Source organism: Dinoroseobacter sp. S76 (genome assembly GCF_049801095.1).
GTDB lineage: Bacteria > Pseudomonadota > Alphaproteobacteria > Rhodobacterales > Rhodobacteraceae > Dinoroseobacter.
Genome location: NZ_JBNAGH010000001.1, coordinates 1066006 through 1086302, shown reverse-complemented (window position 1 = coordinate 1086302; position 20297 = coordinate 1066006). Strand labels below are relative to the sequence as shown.

Sequence of the window (20297 nt, the reverse complement as noted above, 5' to 3'; positions counted from 1 at the left end):
ATGTCTCGCCGTCACGCCGCCGAAAAACGCGAAGTTCTGCCGGACGCCAAGTTTGGCGACCGCGTTCTGACCAAGTTCATGAACAACCTGATGATCGACGGCAAGAAGTCCGCCGCCGAGAAGATCGTCTACAACGCGTTTGACCGCGTTGAGGGCAAGCTGAAGCGCGCACCCGTCGAGGTGTTCCACGAAGCGCTCGACAACATCAAACCGTCGGTCGAGGTTCGCTCCCGCCGGGTTGGTGGCGCCACCTATCAGGTGCCGGTCGAAGTGCGCCCCGAGCGCCGCGAAGCCCTGGCGATCCGCTGGTTGATCAACGCCTCCCGCGCGCGCAACGAGAACACCATGGAAGAGCGTCTCGCCGGTGAGCTGGTCGATGCCGTGAACTCCCGTGGTTCCGCCGTGAAAAAGCGCGAAGACACGCACAAGATGGCCGAGGCGAACAAAGCCTTCAGCCATTACCGCTGGTAATTTTCTTTCAGCCTAGGACCGAACCCAATGGCACGCGAATATCCCCTCGAACGGTACCGGAATTTCGGGATCATGGCGCATATCGATGCAGGGAAAACCACCTGCTCCGAGCGCATCCTGTATTACACCGGTAAGTCCCACAACATCGGCGAAGTTCATGATGGCGCGGCCACCATGGACTGGATGGAACAGGAGCAGGAGCGTGGCATCACGATCACCTCTGCTGCGACCACCACCTTCTGGGAACGGACCGAAGACGGTCAGACCGCCCAGACCGAAAAGCACCGGATGAACATCATCGACACGCCGGGCCACGTGGACTTCACCATCGAGGTGGAGCGTTCGCTCGCCGTTCTCGATGGCGCGGTTGCCGTGCTCGACGCCAATGCTGGTGTGGAGCCCCAGACCGAGACCGTCTGGCGCCAGGCCGACCGTTACAAGGTTCCGCGCATCGTCTTCGTCAACAAGATGGACAAGATCGGCGCTGACTTCTTCAACTGCGTCGAGATGATCCAGGACCGCACCGGTGCCACCCCGGCGCCCGTTCAGATCCCGATCGGGGCCGAGAACGAACTCGAGGGCATCGTCGACCTGATCACCATGGAAGAGTGGGTCTGGGCCGGTGAAGACTTGGGCGCCTCCTGGGAGCGTCGCCCGATCCGCGACAGCCTGAAGGACACCGCCGAAGAGTGGCGTGGCAAGCTCATCGAGACCGCGGTCGAGATGGATGACGACGCCATGATGGAGTACCTCGAGGGCAACGAGCCCGACGCGGACACGCTGCGCGCGCTGATCCGCAAGGGCACGCTCGAGATCGCCTTCATCCCGGTGCTCTGCGGCTCCGCGTTCAAGAACAAGGGTGTTCAGCCCCTGCTCAACGCTGTGATCGACTTCCTGCCGAGCCCGCTCGACGTGGTCGACTACATGGGCTTCAAGCCGGGCGACGAGACGGAAACCCGCGACATCGCGCGCCGCGCCGATGACGACATGGCCTTCTCCGCGCTGGCGTTCAAAATCATGAACGACCCCTTTGTGGGCTCCCTGACCTTCACCCGGATCTATTCCGGTGTGCTGAACAAGGGCGACACCCTTCTGAACTCGACCAAGGGCAAGAAAGAGCGCGTCGGTCGGATGATGATGATGCACTCGAACAACCGCGAAGAGATCGAAGAAGCCTTTGCCGGCGACATCATCGCGCTCGCGGGTCTGAAGGACACCACGACCGGGGACACCCTGTCGGATGCCAAGGATCCGGTGGTTCTCGAAACGATGACCTTCCCCGATCCGGTGATCGAGATCGCCGTCGAGCCGAAGACGAAAAACGACCAGGAGAAAATGTCTCAGGGTCTGCAGCGTCTCGCGGCCGAGGATCCGTCCTTCCGGGTTGAGACCGACCTCGAGTCCGGTCAGACCATCATGAAGGGCATGGGCGAACTTCACCTGGACATCCTCGTCGACCGTCTGAAGCGTGAGTTCAAGGTTGAGGCCAACATCGGTGCGCCGCAGGTGGCTTATCGCGAGACCATCGGTCACGAGGTGGAGCACACCTATACCCACAAGAAGCAGTCTGGTGGGTCGGGTCAGTTCGCCGAAGTGAAGATGATCATCACCCCGACTGAGCCCGGCGAAGGCTATTCCTTCGAGAGCCGCATCGTCGGTGGTGCCGTGCCGAAGGAATACATCCCCGGCGTCGAGAAAGGTATCCAGTCCGTGATGGATAGCGGCCCGCTCGCAGGCTTCCCGGTAATCGACTTCAAGGTCGCCCTGATCGACGGCAAGTTCCACGATGTGGACTCCTCGGTTCTGGCGTTCGAAATCGCAGCCCGCATGGGCATGCGCGAAGGCATGAAGAAGGCGGGCGCCAAGCTGCTCGAGCCGGTCATGAAGGTCGAGGTTGTGACCCCGGAAGAGTACACCGGTGGCATCATCGGCGACCTGACCTCCCGTCGCGGGCAGGTCACCGGGCAAGAGCCGCGCGGCAATGCCGTGGCGATCAACGCCTTCGTGCCGCTGGCCAACATGTTCGGCTACATCAATACCCTGCGCTCCATGTCCTCGGGCCGCGCGCAGTTCACGATGCAGTTCGATCACTACGATCCGGTTCCGGCGAATATCAGCCAGGAAATCCAAGAGAAATTTGCATAACCGGGATGGCGGGGGGACCCCCGCCCTACCCACCACCGTAGGGCGGGGCCGACCCCGCCACCCCGACAAGAGACAAGGAGGCCATCATGGCTAAGGAAAAGTTTGAGCGTTCTAAACCGCATGTTAACATCGGCACGATCGGGCATGTTGACCACGGCAAGACGACGCTGACGGCTGCGATCACCAAGCAGTTTGGCGACTTCAAGGCCTATGACGAGATCGACGGCGCGCCGGAAGAGAAGGCTCGCGGGATCACGATTTCCACCGCGCACGTGGAATACGAGACCGAGACCCGTCACTACGCCCATGTGGACTGCCCGGGTCACGCCGACTACGTGAAGAACATGATCACCGGCGCGGCCCAGATGGACGGCGCGATCCTCGTGGTGAACGCGGCCGACGGCCCCATGCCCCAGACCCGCGAGCACATCCTGCTCGGCCGTCAGGTGGGTATCCCCTACATGGTCGTCTTCATGAACAAGGTTGACCAGGTCGACGACGAAGAGCTCCTGGAGCTCGTCGAGATGGAAATCCGTGAGCTGCTGGACAGCTACGAGTACCCGGGCGACGATATTCCGATCGTTGCGGGCTCCGCTCTGGCCGCACTCGAGGGCCGTGACGACGCGATCGGCACCGAGAAGATCGCCGAGCTGATGGCGGCTGTGGATGACTACATCCCGACCCCGGCCCGCGCCGTGGACCAGCCCTTCCTGATGCCGATCGAAGACGTGTTCTCGATCTCCGGCCGCGGCACGGTTGTGACCGGTCGTGTGGAGCGTGGCGTGATCAATGTGGGCGACGAGATCGAAATCGTCGGCATCCGCGACACCACCAAGACCACCTGCACCGGTGTGGAAATGTTCCGCAAGCTGCTGGATCGCGGTGAGGCGGGCGACAATATCGGCGCCCTGCTGCGCGGTGTGGACCGTGAAGGTGTCGAGCGCGGGCAGGTTCTCTGCAAGCCGGGCTCCGTGACGCCGCACACCAAGTTCGAAGCCGAAGCCTATATCCTGACCAAGGATGAAGGGGGCCGTCACACGCCGTTCTTCGCGAACTACCGTCCGCAGTTCTACTTCCGGACGACGGATGTGACCGGGACCGTGACGCTGCCGGAAGGCACCGAGATGGTGATGCCGGGCGACAACCTGAAATTCGGTGTCGAGCTGATCGCGCCGATCGCCATGGAAGACGGCCTCCGCTTCGCCATCCGCGAAGGCGGCCGCACCGTCGGCGCGGGCGTCGTCTCCAAAATCATCGAGTAAAAGACCAATCGGGCAGGGCCCAAACCCTGCCCAAAAGGTTCGACGAGGGGCGGCGGTACTCGCCGCTCCTCCTCTCAATCTCAAGCCGCGAAAGGCACTGACCAATGGCCATCCAAAGCCAGAACATTCGCATCCGCCTGAAGGCGTTTGACTACCGCGTGCTCGATGCCAGCACGCAGGAGATCGTCAACACCGCCAAGCGCACGGGTGCACAGGTGCGCGGGCCGATCCCGCTGCCGAACAAGATCGAGAAGTTCACGGTTCTCCGTGGTCCCCACGTGGACAAGAAGTCCCGGGACCAGTTCGAGATCCGCACCCATAAGCGTCTGCTCGATATCGTTGACCCGACCCCCCAGACCGTGGACGCGCTGATGAAGCTCGACCTCGCGGCTGGCGTGGACGTGCAGATCTCGGTTTAAGGAGGGCAGAACAGATGCGCTCTGGAGTAATTGCAAAGAAGGTGGGGATGACCCGCCTGTTCATGGAAGACGGCAAGCAGATCCCTGTGACCGTTCTTCAACTGGAAAACCTGCAGGTGGTCGCCCAGCGGACCGCTGAGAAGGATGGCTATTCGGCCGTGCAACTCGGCGCTGGCGCAGCCAAAGCCAAGCGGACCAGCCAGGCGATGCGCGGCCACTATGCCGCCGCGAAAGTGGAGCCCAAGCGCAAGCTTGCGGAATTCCGCGTGAGCCCGGACAACCTGATCGAAGTCGGCGCGGAAATCTCCGCCGAGCACTTCCTTGAAGGTCAGAAGGTCGACGTTTCCGGCACCTCCATCGGTAAAGGCTTTGCCGGTGCGATGAAGCGGCACAACTTCGGGGGCCTGCGCGCCACCCATGGTGTGTCCATCTCGCACCGTTCGCACGGCTCCACCGGTCAGTGTCAGGATCCGGGCCGGGTCTTCAAAGGCAAGAAAATGGCGGGCCACATGGGTGCAGCGCGGGTGACCACGCAGAACCTTGAAGTGGTGCGTACTGATGCCGACCGTGGTCTGATCATGATCAAGGGCGCCGTTCCCGGCTCCAAAGGTGGTTGGGTGACGATCAAGGATGCCGTCAAGAAGAAGGCACCCGAAGGTCTGCCGACCCCTGCTGCGATCAAAGCTGCCGCTGTGACCGAGGCTGCTGCCGAGGCACCCGCAGAAGCCCCCGCTGAGGGAGGGTCTGAAGAATGAAAACTGATGTGATCACTCTGGATGGCGGCACTGCCGGCTCCGTCGAGCTGTCCGAGGACCTCTTTGGCCTCGAGCCGCGCGCGGACATCCTGCACCGTGTGGTCCGCTGGCAGCGCAACAAGGCGCAAGCTGGCACCCACAAGGTGAAGACGCGGTCCGAGACCAGCTACTCTTCCAAGAAGATCTATCGCCAGAAGGGCACCGGTGGCGCACGTCACGGGGACCGGAACGCACCGATCTTCCGCAAGGGTGGTATCTACAAAGGTCCGACCCCGCGCAGCCACGCCCATGATCTGCCCAAGAAGTTCCGCAAGCTCGGTCTCAAGCATGCTCTCTCCGCCAAAGCCAAGGCAGGTGAGCTGGTTGTGATCGACACCGCAGCCAATGATGGCAAGACCGCAACCCTGGCCAAGCAGATCAAGGATCTGGGCTGGAAGCGCGCGCTTGTCATCGACGGTGCCGCTGTGGATGCAGGCTTCGCCAAAGCGGCCGCCAATATCGACACGCTCGATGTGCTGCCGTCCATGGGCGCAAACGTCTATGACATCCTCAAGCGCGACACGCTCGTGCTGACCAAAGCGGGTGTCGAAGCACTGGAGGCTCGCCTGAAATGAGCACGAAGGCACAGCATTACGACGTGATCCGCAAGCCGGTCATCACTGAGAAAGCCACCATGGCGTCTGAGAATGGCGCAGTGGTTTTCGAAGTGGCGATCGACAGCAACAAGCCCCAGATCAAGGAGGCCGTCGAGGCGCTCTTTGGTGTGAAGGTCAAAGCGGTCAACACCACGATCACCAAAGGCAAGACCAAGCGTTTCCGCGGCCAGCTCGGCAAGCGGAAGGACGTGAAGAAAGCCTATGTGACCCTCGAAGAGGGCAACACGATCGACGTCTCCACCGGTCTCTGATCGGATCTGACAGACTTAGGAAAGGGCCTCGGCACATGCCGGGGCCCTTTTTCTTTGTGCGCGGCGTACATTGGATTGCGATTGGCTCGGATGTGCCCGGGTCGGTTCAACCCCGGGTTTTTCCCGCGACTGGTTCCAATCGCGCACCAACTATTTCAAATTTTAGTTCAATTAACCGACAGTCTACTTGTTTGTTGTGACAGCGTTCGCCCGCACGTAATGTGCAGATACCCCGGATCGACCATCACACCGGCCGGGGCCTGGTTTTCTGTCCTTGTGTTTCACGCGTTCCTCGGGAGTATCTGTTCCATGTTGAAGCCTCTACTGACCGCCTCCGCCCTGACCCTTGCCCTTGGCGCCTCTGCCGCCTCCGCCGGGTCTCTGGATTTCACCACGCTCGGGTCCGGGACGGTGAATGGCAGCACCGCGCTTCTACCCGAGGCGACCCTGACCTCCGGCGCAGATGCGTTCTTTGTCGGCGCCAACAGCACCAATTCCATCTGCGCGCTGAGCACTTCGGCCTTCAATTGCGCGAATGACCTGACTGTGGAGTTCAGCTCTGCGGTGGCCAACCTCTCTTTCAATGTCGAAGGCTGGCAGAGTGGCGACCGGATTGACGTCACCCTGTTCGACGCGATGTCGAACGCGCTGGAGACGACGACCATTCTGGCCAATGGGGTCGTCAGCTTCTCGAGCACGGGCGTGACCAGCATCTTCCTGGATGACAGTTCCACGGCCTTTGGCGTGTCCTATGCGGACTGGACCTTTGACGATGCGACCAGCCCGATCCCGCTTCCGGCCGGTCTGCCGCTTCTGCTGACGACCCTCGGGGGCCTGGGGCTCGTCGCGCGCCGCCGCAAGTCTTCCTGACCCGTCGCGCCATTCGGCGCTTTCCAAAAGAGAAACCCCTGCCATTGGTGGGGGTTTCGTGTGTTTGGCGTTCGTCGCTGCGCTGGCTCAGCCAGCGACGGGTGTCCAGCTGGAATCGCCGTTGGTCCCTGCGAGGAATGTGAGAACATCCCCGTCGATTACCACGTCCTGACAGAGAGAGCCCGCAACCGACGCAGGTTCGGTCAGGGTCCGGCAGAACTGACCGTTCTCCACCGACCATGTGCCCGTCACAGCACCGCTGAGGCTGCCATCGGCGCCAAAAGTCAGCAGAGTATCGGGATTATCGACGTTCATCAGGGTCTTGCCGGCCAGCGCGTCTTTCAAAGGATCACCCATCATGGCGGTGTCCGGCGCGGGCGTGTCGCAAGCGGCGACACCGAGGGCAATGAGGACTACAGCAAGTTTTTTCATTGTGATTTCTTTCTTCAAGTTCGGGCGGGCTGCCCGGCTCTGATTGAACTATCGGGACTGCCTTTCGGTCAATCCCCCGCGATTGTGCGCCAAGTGGACGCGCCGGTCCTGCTCTTAACCCGGTGTGCCGGACGGGTTGGGTCGGGAAGGCTAAGAGTGGCTGACGCCTCGCGTCCAAACTGGTCCGTCGGAAGCGCCACATGCGGTTTTATACGTCGCCTCCGCGCTAACGCGGCCCTGACGTGCGAACGCTACCTTGGCATCGGGTCCAATTTCGGGACCCGTGCACATTCCAAGCTGAGAGATAGCTATGATTTTCCAAGCCACGAACAGCTCCCCCAAATTCCTGACGGAGCAGCAGGTCACGACGGTGACGTCCGAAGTTAGAGTTCCCGGGCAGGGCACGGTCAACAATGTGACCGTAACCGTGTCGATCCAGCACAGTTTTGTCAGCGACCTGAGGCTGACCCTGATCAGCCCGAACGGTCAGCGCGTCCTTTTGGTCAATCGCGAGGGCGGAGACCGCCACGACTTTGATCGGACCGTGTTTGACGACAACGCAACCGTCTCGATTTCCAATGGGGTCGCGCCCTATCGCGGGTATTTCCGACCCGTGCAGCCGCTGAGCGATTTTGCCGGCTCTCAAATTGAGGGGGAGTGGGTGCTTGAGGTTCAGGACAATGCGGTTGGAGATGGCGGGGTTCTGACCGCCTGGACGCTGTTTCTCGACTATACGTCCGACGGCCTGCTCGAATGGACTGACGATACCAGAGCGCAGTTGAAAGAGACCTCGGCCCGGATCAAGGCGATCAAGCAGGCAATGGCCTTCATCCGTTGCATGGACGGGCAATGGGCGGACACGGCACGGCTCTTTGGCTGTTCCGGCGTGCATTTGCCCGCTGTGCCGGGCCCGATTGACCAGTCTGATGCGACCTTGATGGAAGAGCTGATGGCGCGGATGCCACCGGATGATCGGAGCCTTGTGGAGGGCGCGTTCCTGCGCGCCCATGACCGGCTTGTCACCGAGGAGCTGGCCGAGATCGCCGAATTGGGAGCCGCGCTCGGCTGACCAAGGCAAAGGCCCCGGGCGCGTTGCCCGAAACAGGCGGTATTTGCCTTGTTTTTCTGGGACTCTGGTTGACGCTTCTGGGCGCATCCCCTACACGACCTCATCCGCAAGGCCCCGGATTCGTCCGGGGCTTCGCTTTTGCTCGTTGGATCTCTGATCCCGGGCGTGACGACGGGGACCTTCGGGGCCCTTTAAACCGAAAAGCCGGGGATACCCGGTACACAGTAACGGAAGACAGAAAGCATGGCACTCAAGTCGTATAAGCCGACGACGCCGGGCCAGCGTGGGCTGGTTCTGATCGACCGTTCTGAGTTGTGGAAAGGCCGTCCGGTCAAATCCCTCACCGAGGGTTTGACGAAGAACGGTGGCCGGAACAACACGGGACGGATCACGATGCGCCGCCGCGGTGGCGGGGCAAAGCGTCTCTACCGCATCGTGGACTTCAAGCGTCGCAAGTTTGACGTGGCCGCCACGGTCGAGCGGATCGAATATGACCCCAACCGCACCGCGTTCATCGCGCTGGTCAAATATGACGATGGCGAGCAGGCCTATATCCTGGCCCCCCAGCGTCTCGCAGTTGGTGACAAGGTCATCGCCTCCGAAAAGGCAGACATCAAGCCGGGCAACGCGATGCCGTTCTCGGGGATGCCGATCGGGACGATTATCCACAATATCGAGCTCAAGCCCGGCAAGGGTGGCCAGATCGCACGCGCCGCGGGCACCTATGCACAGTTCGTCGGTCGCGATGGCGGCTACGCCCAGATCCGTCTGAGCTCTGGCGAGCTGCGTCTCGTCCGTCAGGAATGCATGGCCACCGTCGGTGCCGTGTCGAACCCCGACAACTCCAACCAGAACTTCGGTAAAGCGGGCCGCAACCGTCACAAGGGCATCCGTCCCTCTGTGCGTGGTGTTGTGATGAACCCCGTCGATCACCCCCATGGTGGTGGTGAAGGCCGGACCTCTGGCGGTCGTCACCCGGTCACCCCCTGGGGCAAGCCGACCAAGGGTGCCCGTACCCGCAACAAGAACAAGGCGTCGAGCAAGCTGATCATCCGCTCGCGGCACGCCAAGAAGAAGGGCCGCTGATAGATGTCGCGTTCTGTTTGGAAGGGCCCCTTTGTCGACGCTTACGTCCTCAAAAAGGCCGAAAAGACCCGCGAGTCGGGCCGCAACGAAGTGATCAAGATCTGGTCGCGTCGCTCCACCATTCTGCCGCAATTCGTTGGCCTGACCTTCGGGGTCTACAACGGCAAAAAGCACATCCCGGTGAATGTCACCGAGGATATGATCGGCCAGAAATTTGGCGAGTACTCTCCGACCCGGACCTATTACGGTCACGCGGCGGACAAGAAAGCGAAGAGGAAGTAAGTCATGGGTAAGGACAAGAATCCCCGCCGCGTGGCTGAGAACGAGGCCATGGCGAAGACGCGCATGCTGCGCACCTCGCCGCAGAAGCTGAACCTCGTCGCCCAGATGATCCGCGGCAAGAAGGTCGACAAGGCGCTCGCCGATCTGACCTTCTCGCACAAGCGCATCGCTGTGGACGTGAAGAAATGCCTTCAGTCCGCGATCGCCAATGCCGAGAACAACCACGGTCTGGACGTGGACGAGCTGATCGTCGCGGAAGCCTGGGTTGGCAAGAACCTGACCATGAAGCGCGGTCGTCCGCGGGCCCGTGGCCGGTTTGGCAAGATCATCAAGCCCTTTGCGGAAATCACCATCAAGGTCCGTCAAGTTGAGGAGCAGGCATAATGGGTAACAAGGTTAATCCCATCGGCATGCGGCTTCAGGTCAACCGGACCTGGGACAGCCGCTGGTATGCAGATACCAAGGATTACGGTGACCTTCTGCTCGAGGATCTGAAGATCCGCGAGTTCATCAAGGAAGAGTGCAAGCAGGCCGGCATCAGTCGTGTGATCATCGAGCGTCCGCACAAGAAGTGCCGCGTCACGATCCACACCGCCCGTCCGGGGGTCATCATCGGCAAGAAAGGCGCAGACATCGAAACCCTGCGCAAGAAGCTGGCGACGATGACCGATAGCGAGCTGCACCTGAACATCGTCGAAGTCCGCAAGCCGGAACTCGACGCGGCTCTGGTCGGCGAATCCATCGCTCAGCAGCTCGAGCGCCGGGTGTCCTTCCGTCGCGCCATGAAGCGCGCCGTGCAGAACGCCATGCGCATGGGCGCCCAGGGGATCCGGGTGAACCTCGCCGGTCGTCTCGGCGGTGCCGAGATTGCCCGGACCGAATGGTATCGCGAAGGCCGTGTGCCCCTGCACACCCTGCGCGCTGACATTGATTACGCGCATTCCGAGGCGATGACCGCCTATGGGATCATCGGGATCAAGGTCTGGATCTTCAAAGGCGAGATCATGGAACACGACCCGCAGGCCCGTGACCGTCGTCACGCGGAACTGCAAGAAGGTGGTGGCCCGCGTCCGCAAGGTGGCGGCCGTCCGCGCCGCGACCGCTGAGGAGTAGAGAAAGATGCTACAGCCAAAGCGTACTAAATTCCGCAAGCAGCATAAGGGCCGCATCCGGGGTGAAGCGAAGGGCGGGTCTGACCTGACCTTCGGGACCTACGGTCTCAAAGCGACCCAGCCGGAGCGCATCACCGCGCGCCAGATCGAAGCCGCCCGCCGGGCCATGACGCGTCACATGAAGCGTCAGGGTCGTGTCTGGATCCGGATTTTCCCGGACCTGCCGGTGACCTCCAAGCCCGTCGAAGTGCGTATGGGTAAAGGTAAGGGCTCCGTCGATTTCTGGGCCTGCAAGGTCAAGCCCGGCCGGATCATGTTCGAGATCGACGGCGTGTCCGAAACCGTCGCCCGCGAAGCCCTGCGCCTCGCCGCGATGAAGCTGCCGATCAAGACCCGCACCGTGGTCCGCGAGGACTGGTAAGCGGGATCTGATCCCCGAGACAAAAAAAGCCCCCGCTGATCCAGCGGGGGCTTTTCCGTTGCGTGAGTGGTGGGGCGCGCCAGCTTTATCCGTCGCAGGCGCAACCGCTATGGCCACATCCGGCGCCGTCAGGATGTCCGGTTGCACAGGCCGAACTGCAGTAATTGCGGCCGTCTTTCATCACCGCGTCCTTGATCTCGACAATGCAGACGCAATCGTCGCAGGCGCATTTTTGTTGCGTGACAGTGGGCATCCCGGTCTCTCCTCAGTTCAGGTTGTGGTCATGTGTGAAGACGTGCTCGATCATCGTGTTCAGCACGCTTTCCACGCAGGCATCGGCCATGGCGTAGAAGACCTGCTTGCCGCGACGCTCTGATCTCAGGATGTGCGCGGAGCGCAACAGCCTGAGGTGGTGGCTTGTCAGAGACGTCGACAGCCCCAGGGTCTCGGCGATCTCCCCGACCGACCGCTCCTGATCCATGCAAGAGATCACGATGGACAGTCGTGTGGGGTCCGCCAGCAAACCAAAGGTCTGGGCAAGTTCGGTTGTCTGATCGAGTGACAGATCACGCTTCATGCGCAAACACTAAAACAACTGTTCAAGTGTCGTCATTGACACCAAGGTCGCGCTGCGTGTCTGGGCCAGGGCTCAGGCGACGAGCACCAGAGCCCAACCTGCAAGCCCGATCTGGATCAGCTGGATCACCACCGAGAGGCCGTGGAGCCGCCCGAACGCCTTTTTGTCGCCGCGATCCGTGGCCGCGTTGATCTGCGCCATCAGGACTTGGCGGGCATAGACGGTGCTGAGCGCGATCGCTCCGAACAGTGCTGCGGCCAGCGGCGAAACGAACCACGCCGCCACCGCCGTGACTGCCGAGAGCCCGATCACCGCGAGGTAGTAGTAGGGAAAGGTGCCGCGCAAGAGCGGGCGCACCCGCTCCATCGGGAGCTGCGCGAAGAGCACCGGTGCAAAGCCGAAACTGTAAAAGACCATGCCCCCCAGCAGCGTCGCCGAGAGCAAGAGTGCGATTTCCGTCATGTGATCCTCCGGTCAAAGGTCACGGACAGATAGGCGGCGCTGCGCGGGTGTCGATCCCGGGTCGTGCAAAACGCACCCGTTGCGCGGGCAGGCGCGTCCTAGGAGGGTTTTATAAGGGTGCGGCTCTCCGCTGTCGTGCGGAGCGTGACCAGAGGCAGATCGGGGCCATACCGATCCAGGGACGCGCGGATTTTGGGGCTTTGCTTGGCCTCAAAGGTCCAGATCCAGGTCAGGAACTCCCGGTCCGGGAGCTGTTCCGGGCACCCTTCGGCCATATCCGGGCGCACCTGGCCGTAGCTTCTCCAGACGCGTTTCGTCAGCTGCCAGAGGGCCCGCGCGCGGGAGACGCGCACCCAGATCGCGAGATCCGCCCGGGGCACCCGGAGATCAAAGGTTGAGACGGTCGTGCCGTCGATCACCCAGCGATCCTGGGCCACGAAGCCTTCGGTCAGTTTGCGCTGCTCCGCCCGGTCGCGCACCTGCCAACCCGGCAGCCAGCGGATGTCCCGGTCGATGGAGATATGGGGGAGGCCGTATTCGCGCTCGATGGCGGCTGAGAGCGTGGACTTGCCGCCGCCCGAGACGCCGAAGACCAGCACCCGCTGGGCGGTGGCGAGCCGTGCCCGGGCCACTGTGGGAGAGATCTCCCGGGGCATGATCAGGCCCAGGCGTAGTTGAAGCTGACGGAGATCCGTTCTTCCTCGGCCATGTTCATTGGCACTTCGTGGCGCAGCCAGCTTTCCCATAACAGGACATCACCGACCTTGGGCGCCACATAGACGAACTGGCGCAGCTCTTCGGGGGCGTCCTTGCGGCGGGCAGGGGCGGCCATCATCCGGGCCGAGCGCGGGTCTTCGAGCTTCAGCGCCGAGGTGCCCTCGGGCATGGCCACATAGGTGGTGCCGGAGATCACCGAATGGGGATGGATATGGCTCGCATGCATCCCGCCCTCGGGCAGGATATTGATCCACAGGTCCTCCAGCTTGAGCGCCCTCCCGTCGAGATCAAAGGCCAGATCCTCGGCAAAGGCCGCCACATGGGCGTCGAGCGATTTGACCAGATCGGCAAAGATCGGGAACCGCCAGGGCAGATCCGTGAGCGAGGCGTAGGAGGTATAGCCAGGATAGCCGTTCTCCTCACACCATTCCTGCCCGGCCTCGTCATCCTCGGCGATCACGAGGCAGGATTGCTCCAGCTCGGTGGCATCCACGGCGGGTTTGAACTCCCCCAACGGGGCGCGATAAAGACGGGTCACAAAGAGCGATGAGATGGTAGCCATGGGCCCGTCTTAGCGTGGAAACTCGGGATGGGCGAGAGGCAGGCGGGCAGAACCGTCGCAGCCTTGAAAAACAAGGCTTGCCACAGCATCGCAACGGGCCTATACGGCCCCTTCATCTGACCTCCACTGGAATCAGGGTGACCCGTAAGGGGCCTGCCAGTGACGTTGAAAAAAGGAAAATGGCGATGAACGCCCAGGAACTGCGTGACAAGACGCCGGACGAGCTGCGTGACCAGCTTGCCTCTCTGAAAAAAGAAGCCTTCAACCTGCGCTTCCAGCAGGCCACAGGCCAGCTTGAGAACACCGCCCGCATGCGCTCTGTGCGTCGGGACGTGGCCCGCGTGGCCACCGTGCTCAACGAAAAAGCCGCTGCCGCGGCCTCTGCGGAATAAGGACCTCCTCACATGCCCAAGCGTATCCTGAATGGCGTTGTGACGAGCGCCGCCAATGCTCAGACCGTGACCGTTTCCGTGGAGCGTCGCTTCACGCACCCGGTTCTGAAAAAGACCATTCGTAAGTCCAAGAAGTACCGGGCTCACGATGCCGAGAACGCTTTCAAAGTCGGTGACAAAGTCCGCATCCAGGAATGCGCGCCGATGTCGAAAACGAAACGATGGGAAGTGGTCGTCGGATAAGCGACCCCTTCTCCCAGATTCGAAACCCTGGGGCACCATGCATCGGTGTCCCCAAAGGTCGGGAGACACCACATGATCCAGATGCAAACCAATCTGGATGTTGCTGACAACTCCGGCGCACGCCGAGTTCAGTGCATCAAGGTTCTGGGTGGGTCCAAGCGTAAATACGCCTCCGTGGGCGACATCATTGTCGTCTCGGTGAAGGAAGCCATCCCGCGCGGCCGCGTGAAGAAGGGCGACGTCCGTAAGGCTGTCGTCGTGCGCACCGCCAAAGAGGTCCGTCGCGAAGACGGCACCGCCATTCGTTTCGACCGCAATGCGGCCGTGATCCTCAACAACAACAACGAGCCGGTCGGCACCCGTATCTTCGGGCCGGTTGTGCGCGAGTTGCGCGGCAAGAGCTTCATGAAGATCATCTCGCTGGCGCCGGAGGTGCTCTGAGATGGCTGCGAAACTGAAAAAAGGCGACAAGGTCGTCGTGCTCGCTGGCAAGGACAAGGGCAAAGAGGGTGAGATTTCCTCCGTGTCCCCGAAGACCGGCAAGGCTGTTGTGGACGGGCTGAACATCGCCATCCGCCACGCCAAGCAGTCCCAGAACTCTCAGGGCGGGCGTCTGCCCCAGGCCATGCCGATCGACCTGAGCAATCTGGCGCTTCTGGACAGCAACGGCAAACCGACCCGCGTTGGCTTCCGTGAGGAAGACGGCAAGAAGGTCCGTTTCGCCAAGACCACTGGGGAGGCTGTCTGATGCTGGACGCTGCAACCTATACACCGCGCCTGAAGGTGGCCTATGCGGAGAAGATCCGCGCCGCCATGAAGGAAGAGTTCGGTTACAAGAACGACATGATGATCCCCGGCCTTGAGAAGATCGTTCTCAACATTGGCTGTGGTGCCGAAGCTGTCAAAGACAGCAAGAAGGCGAAATCGGCTCAGGAAGACCTGACCGCGATCGCTGGTCAGAAGGCGATGATCACCAAAGCCAAGAAGTCCATCGCGGGCTTCCGGGTTCGGGAAGACATGCCGCTCGGTGCCAAGGTGACCCTGCGTGGGGACCGGATGTACGAATTCCTCGATCGTCTGATCACGATCGCCATGCCCCGGATCCGCGACTTCCGCGGCGTCAAAGGCACGGCGTTCGATGGCCGTGGCAACTACGCCATGGGCATGAAGGAGCACATCGTTTTCCCCGAGATCAACTTCGACAAGGTCGATGAGGTCTGGGGTCTGGACATCATTATCTGCACCACCGCGGCAAACGACGCGGAAGCGAAAGCGCTGTTGAAGCATTTCAACATGCCCTTCAACTCGTGACGCGCGGGAGAGACTGATATGGCTAAAAAAGCAATGATCGAACGCGAAAAGAAGCGCGAGAAGCTGGTGGCGAAATACGCCGCCAAGCGGGCCGCGCTCAAAGAGATCGCGAATGACGAGAGCAAGCCGATGGAAGAGCGCTTCAAGGCGCGCCTGAAGCTCGCTGAACTGCCGCGCAACAGCTCGGCGACCCGGCTGCACAACCGTTGCCAGCTCACGGGCCGTCCGCACGCTTACTACCGCAAGCTGAAAATCAGCCGGATCGCCCTGCGCGACCTCGGCTCCGCAGGTCAGATCCCTGGCCTCGTGAAGTCCAGCTGGTAAGGAGGGTTAGACCATGATGAACGATCCTCTCGGCGATATGCTGACCCGTATCCGGAATGCGCAGATGCGTGGCAAGTCCACCGTCCGCACTCCGGCGTCCAAACTGCGCGCTTGGGTGCTCGATGTTCTGACCGACGAAGGCTACATCCGTGGCTATGACAAGGTCGAGGACAGCAAGCACCCGGAACTGGAAATCAGCCTGAAATACTACGAAGGCGTTCCGGTGATCCGTGAGCTCAAGCGCGTCTCCAAGCCCGGCCGTCGCGTCTATATGGGTTCGAAAGAGATCCCCTCGGTCCGTCAGGGCCTGGGTGTTTCCATCGTCTCCACGCCGCGCGGTGTCATGTCGGATGCAAATGCACGCTCTGCCAATGTTGGCGGCGAAGTGCTTTGCACGGTCTTCTAAGGAGGTCCTGCGATGTCCCGTATTGGTAAAAAACCGGTCGAGCTGCCCGCAGGTGTTACCGCCTCCGTGTCCGGCCAGACCATCGAAGTGAAGGGGCCCAAGGCCACCCGCAGCTTCACCGCCACCGACGACGTGACCCTCAAGGTCGAAGACAACGTCGTCACCGTTGAGCCGCGCGGCAAGTCCAAGCGCGCGCGCCAGCAGTGGGGGATGTCCCGCACCATGGTTGCAAACCTGGTGAAGGGCTCCACCGAAGGCTTCAAGAAAGAGCTGGAAATCCAGGGTGTGGGTTACCGGGCGCAGATGCAGGGCAACACCCTGAAGCTGAACCTCGGCCTCTCCCATGAGGTGAACTACGACGTCCCCGCGGGCGTCACCGTCACCTGCCCGAAGGTCACCGAGATCGTGATCGAGGGTACGGATGAGCAACTCGTCGGTCAGGTCGCGGCCAATATCCGCGATTGGCGTAAGCCCGAGCCCTACAAGGGCAAAGGGATCCGCTATAAGGGCGAGTTCATCTTCCGTAAGGAAGGCAAGAAGAAGTAAGGACGCGAAAAATGGCAAACAGCAAACGAGACCTGTTCTTGAAGCGCCGCCTGCGCGTTCGGAACAAACTGAAGAAAATGGCAGACGGGCGTCCGCGCCTGTCCGTGCACCGCTCCGGCAAGAACATCAGCGTTCAGCTGATCGACGATCTGGAAGGGCGCACTCTGGCCTCCGCCTCGACCCTCGAGAAGGATCTGGGCGTCGTCGGCAAGAACAATGTCGAAGCCTCCGCCAAGGTGGGTGCGGCGATTGCCGAACGGGCCAAGAAGGCCGGTGTCGAAGAGTGCTACTTCGACCGTGGCGGCTTCCTCTTTCACGGGAAGGTCAAGGCTCTGGCCGACGCCGCCCGCGAAGGTGGTCTGAAGTTCTAAGACTTGCAGGGCGCTCCGGCGGGGCGCCCTCGATGATCCGGGACAGGCAAGTGCTCGTCACTGGGATCGAGACAATATTTGCTCAAGGAGGCCTCTATGGCAGAGCGTGAGAACCGTCGGGGACGTCGCGAAGACCGCGATGAGACCCCGGAATTCGCAGACCGTCTGGTCGCGATCAACCGTGTGTCCAAGACCGTTAAGGGCGGTAAGCGTTTCGGCTTCGCCGCGCTTGTTGTCGTTGGCGACCAGCGGGGCCGTGTCGGCTTCGGCAAGGGCAAGGCCAAAGAGGTGCCCGAGGCGATCCGCAAGGCCACCGAGCAGGCCAAGCGTCAGATGATCCGCGTGCCCCTGCGTGAAGGCCGGACCCTGCACCATGACATGGAAGGCCGCCACGGCGCCGGCAAGGTCATGATGCGGACCGCTCCGCAAGGTACCGGGATCATCGCCGGTGGTCCGATGCGTGCCGTGTTCGAAATGCTGGGTGTTCAGGACGTGGTGGCGAAGTCCATCGGCTCCCAGAACCCCTACAACATGATCCGCGCCACGCTGAACGGCCTGACGAAGGAAACCAGCCCCCGCATGGTCGCGCAGCGTCGCGGCAAGAAGGTGTCTGACATCCTCAAGAAGCCGGAAACCGAGGCGGCCGCCGAGCCGGCCGAAGCCTAAGGAGAACGGGACATGGCAAAAACCATCGTCATCAAGCAGATCGGCTCCCCGATCCGCCGCCCGGAAAAGCAGCGCCAGACGCTGATCGGCCTGGGCCTCAACAAGATGCACCGCGTGCGCGAGCTGGAGGACACGCCTGCTGTCCGCGGCATGATCAACAAGATCCCGCACATGGTCGAAATCCTCGAGGAAAAGGGCTAAGGCACCCGCCTGACCCAAGCCTTGAGGCACCGAATAAAGGCCCCGCAGATCCTGCGGGGCCTTTTTCGCATCCGGGCGTCGATACCGGCGACGGTCCCGCCGGATTGGAGCAATTGTTGACTGAGCGAGCATTCCATGCCCAACTCCATGGCACTTTTTTCATCGATTGGATTTTGCCATGTACAGATTTTCTTTGCTCAGCGCGGCGTTCATTCTCGCGGCAAGTGCGGCCCAGTCGGCCCCGGTGCCGTTCAGCGACCTGCAACTGAACGGCAATGCGTCACTCAATGCGGCTGAGGACACGCTGACCCTGACCGAGTCCGTGGATTATCAGAACGGCTCCGCCTTTCTTGACACGCCGATTGCGATAACCGGGCAGACAGCGTTTTCCGCAGCCTTCGAGCTCAGTTTCTCGAACCCGCGGGGCGGGGGCGCCGATGGGATCGTCTTTGTGGTGCAGAACGCACCCGCCGGGCCCGTCGCCCAGGGCTTCAATGGAGGTGGGATTGGCTATGAGGGGATCACCAAAAGTGTCGGGGTGGAGTTCGACACTTGGCAAAACACTCAGTTCGCCGATCCGGACGGGAACCATGTGGGGATCAACCTGAATGGCAGCGTCACCTCGATCGCCACGGGCACGCCGGGTTTCACGATTGAGACGACGGACGCCCTTTTTGCCTGGGTCGAGTATGACGGCACGACCCTCGATGTGTTTGCTGCCACGACCGATGTGAAGCCGGGCACGAGCCTTGTCTCCGCCGATCTCGATCTTTTCGATATCGTGGGCCCTCAGGCCTATTTCGGCTTCACCGGGTCGACGGGCGGGGCGAGCAACCTGCATCAGGTCCGGAGCTTAGACCTCCATGTGGCGCCCATTCCGATCCCTGCCTCCTTGCCCTTGGCGATGCTGGGTATCGGCGCCCTGGGGCTGCTGCGACGCCGCCAGCGCTGAACCTAGGTCAGCACCGCAAGAGACATCCAAAAAAGACAACGCCCCGGAGATCCGGGGCGTTTTCCTGTGGGCGGCACGCAGCCACCGCGAAGGGGCGGTTCACCCTTGTATGTTGTAGACTGCCGACTGGCTGCCATCGCGCCGGTTAAAGACGACACTCTCTCCATCGATATCCGGGATCGAGCAGAACTCGCGACCAGTAAGGCGCTCCGGCGCGCTATAGGTGCTGCAGATCTCGGCGCCATCCACTGTGTAGGTGCCCACAATCTCTTCGCCGCCCAACATGCCACCGACCGAGCCATCGGACATGAACTTGAAGGTGGTGCCATCGGCGGCAACGAGGCTCTTGCCGATGAACGGGTCGACCGCGCTGGCCATGGACATCTCTTCCGTGGGTGCGCACGCGCTGAGGACACAGGCAGTTGCAATGGTGGCTATGAAATACTTCATTGGCTATTCTCCGTCTTCGATAGGCGGGCAGCGTGACACGCTAGCCCCCTTTGCGACAAGGATTTTTCCCGCTGCACTGCCGCATTGCAGATGTGCCGGGGCGCTCTCTTGGCGCGAATGCGAGGCGCGGCGGCCCTTGCGGTCCCGGCCAGCGGACCAAGGCGAACGGACCCCGGATGCGCCGGGGTTGGTCGACGTGCTGGCCCGAGTGGGGGCATCTGCGCGCGCCAGAGCCGGAAGGGCTTGAACCATGGCGCGCGCCCGCGTATACGCCCCCGGTGGTCTCAGGACCCGAGTCTAAAACAATTAAGAAACGCCGAGGTCGGGGGCTTTCGCTTCGATCCCCGCATCCGGCAAGGAGAAGCGATATGAAACTCAACGAACTGCGCGACAATCCCGGCGCAACCAAACCCCGCAAGCGCATCGGCCGTGGTCCGGGCTCCGGCACGGGTAAGACCGGTGGCCGTGGTATCAAGGGTCAGAAGTCCCGCTCGGGTGTGGCGATCAATGGCTACGAGGGTGGCCAGATGCCGCTCTACCAGCGCCTTCCGAAGCGCGGGTTCAATAAGCCGAACCGCAAGAAGTTCGCCGTGGTGAACCTGGGCCTGATCCAGAAATTCATCGAAGCCGGCAAGCTCGACGCCTCCGCACCGATCACCGAGGACACACTGCTGGCCTCCGGCCTGATCCGTCGCAAGCTCGACGGTGTGCGCGTTCTGGCCAAGGGTGAGCTGACCTCCAAGGTCGAGCTGACCGTGACCGGCGCCTCCAAATCCGCCGTGGACGCGGTTGAGAAGGCCGGTGGCTCCCTTTCGGTCACATCTGCGCAGGCGGCTGCGTAACCGGTTGTGAGCGGCCAGAGCGGCCCTTACATCTGATATCAGTT

34 protein-coding genes are annotated in these 20297 nt (G+C 61.7%); 27 read left to right on the top strand and 7 right to left on the bottom strand.

Annotated features, from left to right (window positions below):
• The 8 genes from rpsG (at position 1) to ACP153_RS05385 (ending at position 6829) form a co-directional block, all read left to right on the top strand.
• Positions 1-471 carry a 30S ribosomal protein S7 gene (gene rpsG, locus ACP153_RS05420; RefSeq protein WP_424969929.1) on the top strand — a complete coding sequence of 157 codons (471 nt, stop codon included), beginning with the start codon at positions 1-3 and terminating at the stop codon, positions 469-471.
• Positions 472-498: 27 nt separating this feature from the next.
• A complete protein-coding gene (gene fusA / locus ACP153_RS05415) occupies positions 499-2616 on the top strand; it encodes an elongation factor G (RefSeq protein ID WP_424969928.1) in 2118 nt (705 codons plus the stop codon).
• Positions 2617-2702: 86 nt separating this feature from the next.
• Positions 2703-3878, top strand: coding sequence for an elongation factor Tu (gene tuf, locus ACP153_RS05410; RefSeq protein WP_424969927.1), 1176 nt, complete (start codon positions 2703-2705; stop codon positions 3876-3878).
• A 110-nt stretch (positions 3879-3988) separates the two neighbouring features.
• Positions 3989-4297, top strand: coding sequence for a 30S ribosomal protein S10 (gene rpsJ / locus ACP153_RS05405; RefSeq protein WP_044028221.1), 309 nt, complete (start codon positions 3989-3991; stop codon positions 4295-4297).
• A gap of 14 nt (positions 4298-4311) precedes the next feature.
• A complete protein-coding gene (gene rplC, locus ACP153_RS05400) occupies positions 4312-5052 on the top strand; it encodes a 50S ribosomal protein L3 (RefSeq protein ID WP_424968106.1) in 741 nt (246 codons plus the stop codon).
• Positions 5049-5666, top strand: a complete 618-nt coding sequence (gene rplD, locus ACP153_RS05395; RefSeq protein ID WP_424969926.1) for a 50S ribosomal protein L4 — start codon at positions 5049-5051, stop codon at positions 5664-5666. Before rplC ends, rplD begins: the two co-directional genes overlap by 4 nt.
• The gene (locus ACP153_RS05390; protein WP_424969925.1) at positions 5663-5959 is read left to right on the top strand and encodes a 50S ribosomal protein L23; all 297 of its coding nucleotides are present in this window, start codon (positions 5663-5665) and stop codon (positions 5957-5959) included. The genes rplD and ACP153_RS05390 overlap by 4 nt, the downstream gene beginning before the upstream one ends.
• A 309-nt stretch (positions 5960-6268) precedes the next feature.
• The gene (locus tag ACP153_RS05385) at positions 6269-6829 is read left to right on the top strand and encodes a VPLPA-CTERM sorting domain-containing protein (protein WP_424969924.1); all 561 of its coding nucleotides are present in this window, start codon (positions 6269-6271) and stop codon (positions 6827-6829) included.
• 87 nt (positions 6830-6916) lie between these two features.
• Here the strand turns inward: ACP153_RS05385 and ACP153_RS05380 are convergent, their stop codons facing one another.
• Positions 6917-7261, bottom strand: a complete 345-nt coding sequence (locus ACP153_RS05380; RefSeq protein WP_424969923.1) for a hypothetical protein — start codon at positions 7259-7261, stop codon at positions 6917-6919.
• 310 nt (positions 7262-7571) lie between these two features.
• On the opposite strand from ACP153_RS05380, the gene ACP153_RS05375 reads away from it, so the two are divergent.
• From ACP153_RS05375 to rplP, 6 genes are all read left to right on the top strand, one after another.
• Positions 7572-8330, top strand: a complete 759-nt coding sequence (locus ACP153_RS05375) for a proprotein convertase P-domain-containing protein (protein WP_424969922.1) — start codon at positions 7572-7574, stop codon at positions 8328-8330.
• Between the two features lie 243 nt (positions 8331-8573).
• On the top strand, positions 8574-9416 hold the full coding sequence (gene rplB / locus ACP153_RS05370) for a 50S ribosomal protein L2 (RefSeq protein ID WP_424969921.1): 843 nt from the start codon (positions 8574-8576) through the stop codon (positions 9414-9416).
• A gap of 3 nt (positions 9417-9419) precedes the next feature.
• A complete protein-coding gene (gene rpsS, locus ACP153_RS05365; protein ID WP_424968098.1) occupies positions 9420-9698 on the top strand; it encodes a 30S ribosomal protein S19 in 279 nt (92 codons plus the stop codon).
• Between the two features lie 3 nt (positions 9699-9701).
• Entirely contained in the window at positions 9702-10082 is a 381-nt protein-coding gene (gene rplV / locus ACP153_RS05360; RefSeq protein WP_012176967.1) for a 50S ribosomal protein L22, read from the top strand.
• Positions 10082-10804, top strand: coding sequence for a 30S ribosomal protein S3 (gene rpsC / locus ACP153_RS05355; RefSeq protein WP_424969920.1), 723 nt, complete (start codon positions 10082-10084; stop codon positions 10802-10804). Before rplV ends, rpsC begins: the two co-directional genes overlap by 1 nt.
• A gap of 13 nt (positions 10805-10817) precedes the next feature.
• Positions 10818-11231: a 50S ribosomal protein L16 gene (rplP, locus tag ACP153_RS05350; RefSeq protein WP_424969919.1), complete on the top strand. Its 414-nt coding sequence runs from the start codon at positions 10818-10820 to the stop codon at positions 11229-11231.
• An 85-nt stretch (positions 11232-11316) separates the two neighbouring features.
• Here rplP and ACP153_RS05345 read toward each other — a convergent pair whose 3' ends face one another.
• The 5 genes from ACP153_RS05345 to ACP153_RS05325 form a co-directional block, all read right to left on the bottom strand.
• Positions 11317-11484 (bottom strand): metallothionein, encoded by a 168-nt coding sequence (locus ACP153_RS05345; RefSeq protein ID WP_424969918.1) that lies wholly within the window; start codon positions 11482-11484, stop codon positions 11317-11319.
• A gap of 12 nt (positions 11485-11496) precedes the next feature.
• Entirely contained in the window at positions 11497-11808 is a 312-nt protein-coding gene (locus ACP153_RS05340; RefSeq protein ID WP_424969917.1) for an ArsR/SmtB family transcription factor, read from the bottom strand.
• Between the two features lie 72 nt (positions 11809-11880).
• On the bottom strand, positions 11881-12270 hold the full coding sequence (locus ACP153_RS05335; RefSeq protein WP_424969916.1) for a DUF4149 domain-containing protein: 390 nt from the start codon (positions 12268-12270) through the stop codon (positions 11881-11883).
• A gap of 98 nt (positions 12271-12368) precedes the next feature.
• Entirely contained in the window at positions 12369-12926 is a 558-nt protein-coding gene (locus ACP153_RS05330; protein ID WP_424969915.1) for a hypothetical protein, read from the bottom strand.
• A 2-nt stretch (positions 12927-12928) separates the two neighbouring features.
• On the bottom strand, positions 12929-13549 hold the full coding sequence (locus ACP153_RS05325; protein ID WP_424969914.1) for a 2OG-Fe(II) oxygenase family protein: 621 nt from the start codon (positions 13547-13549) through the stop codon (positions 12929-12931).
• Between the two features lie 185 nt (positions 13550-13734).
• Here ACP153_RS05325 and rpmC point away from each other — a divergent pair, with 185 nt between their 5' ends.
• From rpmC to ACP153_RS05265, 12 genes are all read left to right on the top strand, one after another.
• The gene (rpmC, locus tag ACP153_RS05320; RefSeq protein WP_424970021.1) at positions 13735-13941 is read left to right on the top strand and encodes a 50S ribosomal protein L29; all 207 of its coding nucleotides are present in this window, start codon (positions 13735-13737) and stop codon (positions 13939-13941) included.
• A 12-nt stretch (positions 13942-13953) separates the two neighbouring features.
• Positions 13954-14184 carry a 30S ribosomal protein S17 gene (gene rpsQ, locus ACP153_RS05315; RefSeq protein WP_424968089.1) on the top strand — a complete coding sequence of 77 codons (231 nt, stop codon included), beginning with the start codon at positions 13954-13956 and terminating at the stop codon, positions 14182-14184.
• 72 nt (positions 14185-14256) lie between these two features.
• Positions 14257-14625 carry a 50S ribosomal protein L14 gene (gene rplN, locus ACP153_RS05310; RefSeq protein WP_424968088.1) on the top strand — a complete coding sequence of 123 codons (369 nt, stop codon included), beginning with the start codon at positions 14257-14259 and terminating at the stop codon, positions 14623-14625.
• Position 14626: 1 nt separating this feature from the next.
• Positions 14627-14932: a 50S ribosomal protein L24 gene (gene rplX, locus ACP153_RS05305; protein WP_424969912.1), complete on the top strand. Its 306-nt coding sequence runs from the start codon at positions 14627-14629 to the stop codon at positions 14930-14932.
• Positions 14932-15495, top strand: coding sequence for a 50S ribosomal protein L5 (rplE, locus tag ACP153_RS05300; protein ID WP_424969911.1), 564 nt, complete (start codon positions 14932-14934; stop codon positions 15493-15495). Before rplX ends, rplE begins: the two co-directional genes overlap by 1 nt.
• 18 nt (positions 15496-15513) lie before the next feature.
• Positions 15514-15819: a 30S ribosomal protein S14 gene (gene rpsN / locus ACP153_RS05295; RefSeq protein ID WP_424968085.1), complete on the top strand. Its 306-nt coding sequence runs from the start codon at positions 15514-15516 to the stop codon at positions 15817-15819.
• Between the two features lie 16 nt (positions 15820-15835).
• Positions 15836-16225: a 30S ribosomal protein S8 gene (rpsH, locus tag ACP153_RS05290; RefSeq protein WP_424968114.1), complete on the top strand. Its 390-nt coding sequence runs from the start codon at positions 15836-15838 to the stop codon at positions 16223-16225.
• A 12-nt stretch (positions 16226-16237) separates the two neighbouring features.
• Positions 16238-16771 (top strand): 50S ribosomal protein L6, encoded by a 534-nt coding sequence (gene rplF, locus ACP153_RS05285; protein WP_424969910.1) that lies wholly within the window; start codon positions 16238-16240, stop codon positions 16769-16771.
• Between the two features lie 11 nt (positions 16772-16782).
• Positions 16783-17142 (top strand): 50S ribosomal protein L18, encoded by a 360-nt coding sequence (gene rplR, locus ACP153_RS05280; RefSeq protein WP_424968083.1) that lies wholly within the window; start codon positions 16783-16785, stop codon positions 17140-17142.
• 96 nt (positions 17143-17238) lie between these two features.
• Positions 17239-17808, top strand: a complete 570-nt coding sequence (gene rpsE, locus ACP153_RS05275; protein ID WP_424969909.1) for a 30S ribosomal protein S5 — start codon at positions 17239-17241, stop codon at positions 17806-17808.
• Between the two features lie 12 nt (positions 17809-17820).
• Positions 17821-18009: a 50S ribosomal protein L30 gene (gene rpmD / locus ACP153_RS05270; RefSeq protein WP_073199656.1), complete on the top strand. Its 189-nt coding sequence runs from the start codon at positions 17821-17823 to the stop codon at positions 18007-18009.
• Between the two features lie 178 nt (positions 18010-18187).
• Positions 18188-18961, top strand: a complete 774-nt coding sequence (locus ACP153_RS05265; RefSeq protein WP_424969908.1) for a lectin-like domain-containing protein — start codon at positions 18188-18190, stop codon at positions 18959-18961.
• Between the two features lie 99 nt (positions 18962-19060).
• On the opposite strand, the gene ACP153_RS05260 is transcribed toward ACP153_RS05265, so the two are convergent.
• Complete coding sequence (locus tag ACP153_RS05260; RefSeq protein ID WP_424969906.1) at positions 19061-19411, bottom strand: hypothetical protein; 351 nt, start codon at positions 19409-19411, stop codon at positions 19061-19063.
• A gap of 368 nt (positions 19412-19779) precedes the next feature.
• Here ACP153_RS05260 and rplO point away from each other — a divergent pair, with 368 nt between their 5' ends.
• A complete protein-coding gene (gene rplO, locus ACP153_RS05255; protein WP_424969905.1) occupies positions 19780-20253 on the top strand; it encodes a 50S ribosomal protein L15 in 474 nt (157 codons plus the stop codon).
• Positions 20254-20297 lie beyond the last annotated feature (44 nt).

Bases quoted from the DNA above. Each gene is read 5' to 3' on its own strand.
- ACP153_RS05325 (WP_424969914.1), bottom strand. From the start codon at position 13,549: ATGGCTACCATCTCATCGCTCTTTGTGACCCGTCTTTATCGCGCCCCG.
- rplR (WP_424968083.1), top strand. From the start codon at position 16,783: ATGGCAAACAGCAAACGAGACCTGTTCTTGAAGCGCCGCCTGCGCGTT.
- fusA (WP_424969928.1), top strand. From the start codon at position 499: ATGGCACGCGAATATCCCCTCGAACGGTACCGGAATTTCGGGATCATG.
- rpsG (WP_424969929.1), top strand. From the start codon at position 1: ATGTCTCGCCGTCACGCCGCCGAAAAACGCGAAGTTCTGCCGGACGCC.
- rpsN (WP_424968085.1), top strand. From the start codon at position 15,514: ATGGCTAAAAAAGCAATGATCGAACGCGAAAAGAAGCGCGAGAAGCTG.
- rpmD (WP_073199656.1), top strand. From the start codon at position 17,821: ATGGCAAAAACCATCGTCATCAAGCAGATCGGCTCCCCGATCCGCCGC.
- rplF (WP_424969910.1), top strand. From the start codon at position 16,238: ATGTCCCGTATTGGTAAAAAACCGGTCGAGCTGCCCGCAGGTGTTACC.
- rplE (WP_424969911.1), top strand. From the start codon at position 14,932: ATGCTGGACGCTGCAACCTATACACCGCGCCTGAAGGTGGCCTATGCG.
- ACP153_RS05375 (WP_424969922.1), top strand. From the start codon at position 7,572: ATGATTTTCCAAGCCACGAACAGCTCCCCCAAATTCCTGACGGAGCAG.
- rplV (WP_012176967.1), top strand. From the start codon at position 9,702: ATGGGTAAGGACAAGAATCCCCGCCGCGTGGCTGAGAACGAGGCCATG.
- ACP153_RS05265 (WP_424969908.1), top strand. From the start codon at position 18,188: ATGTACAGATTTTCTTTGCTCAGCGCGGCGTTCATTCTCGCGGCAAGT.
- rpsQ (WP_424968089.1), top strand. From the start codon at position 13,954: ATGCCCAAGCGTATCCTGAATGGCGTTGTGACGAGCGCCGCCAATGCT.
- rplN (WP_424968088.1), top strand. From the start codon at position 14,257: ATGATCCAGATGCAAACCAATCTGGATGTTGCTGACAACTCCGGCGCA.
- rpmC (WP_424970021.1), top strand. From the start codon at position 13,735: ATGAACGCCCAGGAACTGCGTGACAAGACGCCGGACGAGCTGCGTGAC.
- rpsE (WP_424969909.1), top strand. From the start codon at position 17,239: ATGGCAGAGCGTGAGAACCGTCGGGGACGTCGCGAAGACCGCGATGAG.
- tuf (WP_424969927.1), top strand. From the start codon at position 2,703: ATGGCTAAGGAAAAGTTTGAGCGTTCTAAACCGCATGTTAACATCGGC.
- rplX (WP_424969912.1), top strand. From the start codon at position 14,627: ATGGCTGCGAAACTGAAAAAAGGCGACAAGGTCGTCGTGCTCGCTGGC.
- rplB (WP_424969921.1), top strand. From the start codon at position 8,574: ATGGCACTCAAGTCGTATAAGCCGACGACGCCGGGCCAGCGTGGGCTG.
- rplO (WP_424969905.1), top strand. From the start codon at position 19,780: ATGAAACTCAACGAACTGCGCGACAATCCCGGCGCAACCAAACCCCGC.
- rpsC (WP_424969920.1), top strand. From the start codon at position 10,082: ATGGGTAACAAGGTTAATCCCATCGGCATGCGGCTTCAGGTCAACCGG.
- rplC (WP_424968106.1), top strand. From the start codon at position 4,312: ATGCGCTCTGGAGTAATTGCAAAGAAGGTGGGGATGACCCGCCTGTTC.
- ACP153_RS05335 (WP_424969916.1), bottom strand. From the start codon at position 12,270: ATGACGGAAATCGCACTCTTGCTCTCGGCGACGCTGCTGGGGGGCATG.
- rpsS (WP_424968098.1), top strand. From the start codon at position 9,420: ATGTCGCGTTCTGTTTGGAAGGGCCCCTTTGTCGACGCTTACGTCCTC.
- ACP153_RS05260 (WP_424969906.1), bottom strand. From the start codon at position 19,411: ATGAAGTATTTCATAGCCACCATTGCAACTGCCTGTGTCCTCAGCGCG.
- ACP153_RS05330 (WP_424969915.1), bottom strand. From the start codon at position 12,926: ATGCCCCGGGAGATCTCTCCCACAGTGGCCCGGGCACGGCTCGCCACC.
- ACP153_RS05340 (WP_424969917.1), bottom strand. From the start codon at position 11,808: ATGAAGCGTGATCTGTCACTCGATCAGACAACCGAACTTGCCCAGACC.
- ACP153_RS05345 (WP_424969918.1), bottom strand. From the start codon at position 11,484: ATGCCCACTGTCACGCAACAAAAATGCGCCTGCGACGATTGCGTCTGC.
- ACP153_RS05390 (WP_424969925.1), top strand. From the start codon at position 5,663: ATGAGCACGAAGGCACAGCATTACGACGTGATCCGCAAGCCGGTCATC.
- rpsH (WP_424968114.1), top strand. From the start codon at position 15,836: ATGAACGATCCTCTCGGCGATATGCTGACCCGTATCCGGAATGCGCAG.
- ACP153_RS05380 (WP_424969923.1), bottom strand. From the start codon at position 7,261: ATGAAAAAACTTGCTGTAGTCCTCATTGCCCTCGGTGTCGCCGCTTGC.
- rplP (WP_424969919.1), top strand. From the start codon at position 10,818: ATGCTACAGCCAAAGCGTACTAAATTCCGCAAGCAGCATAAGGGCCGC.
- rplD (WP_424969926.1), top strand. From the start codon at position 5,049: ATGAAAACTGATGTGATCACTCTGGATGGCGGCACTGCCGGCTCCGTC.
- ACP153_RS05385 (WP_424969924.1), top strand. From the start codon at position 6,269: ATGTTGAAGCCTCTACTGACCGCCTCCGCCCTGACCCTTGCCCTTGGC.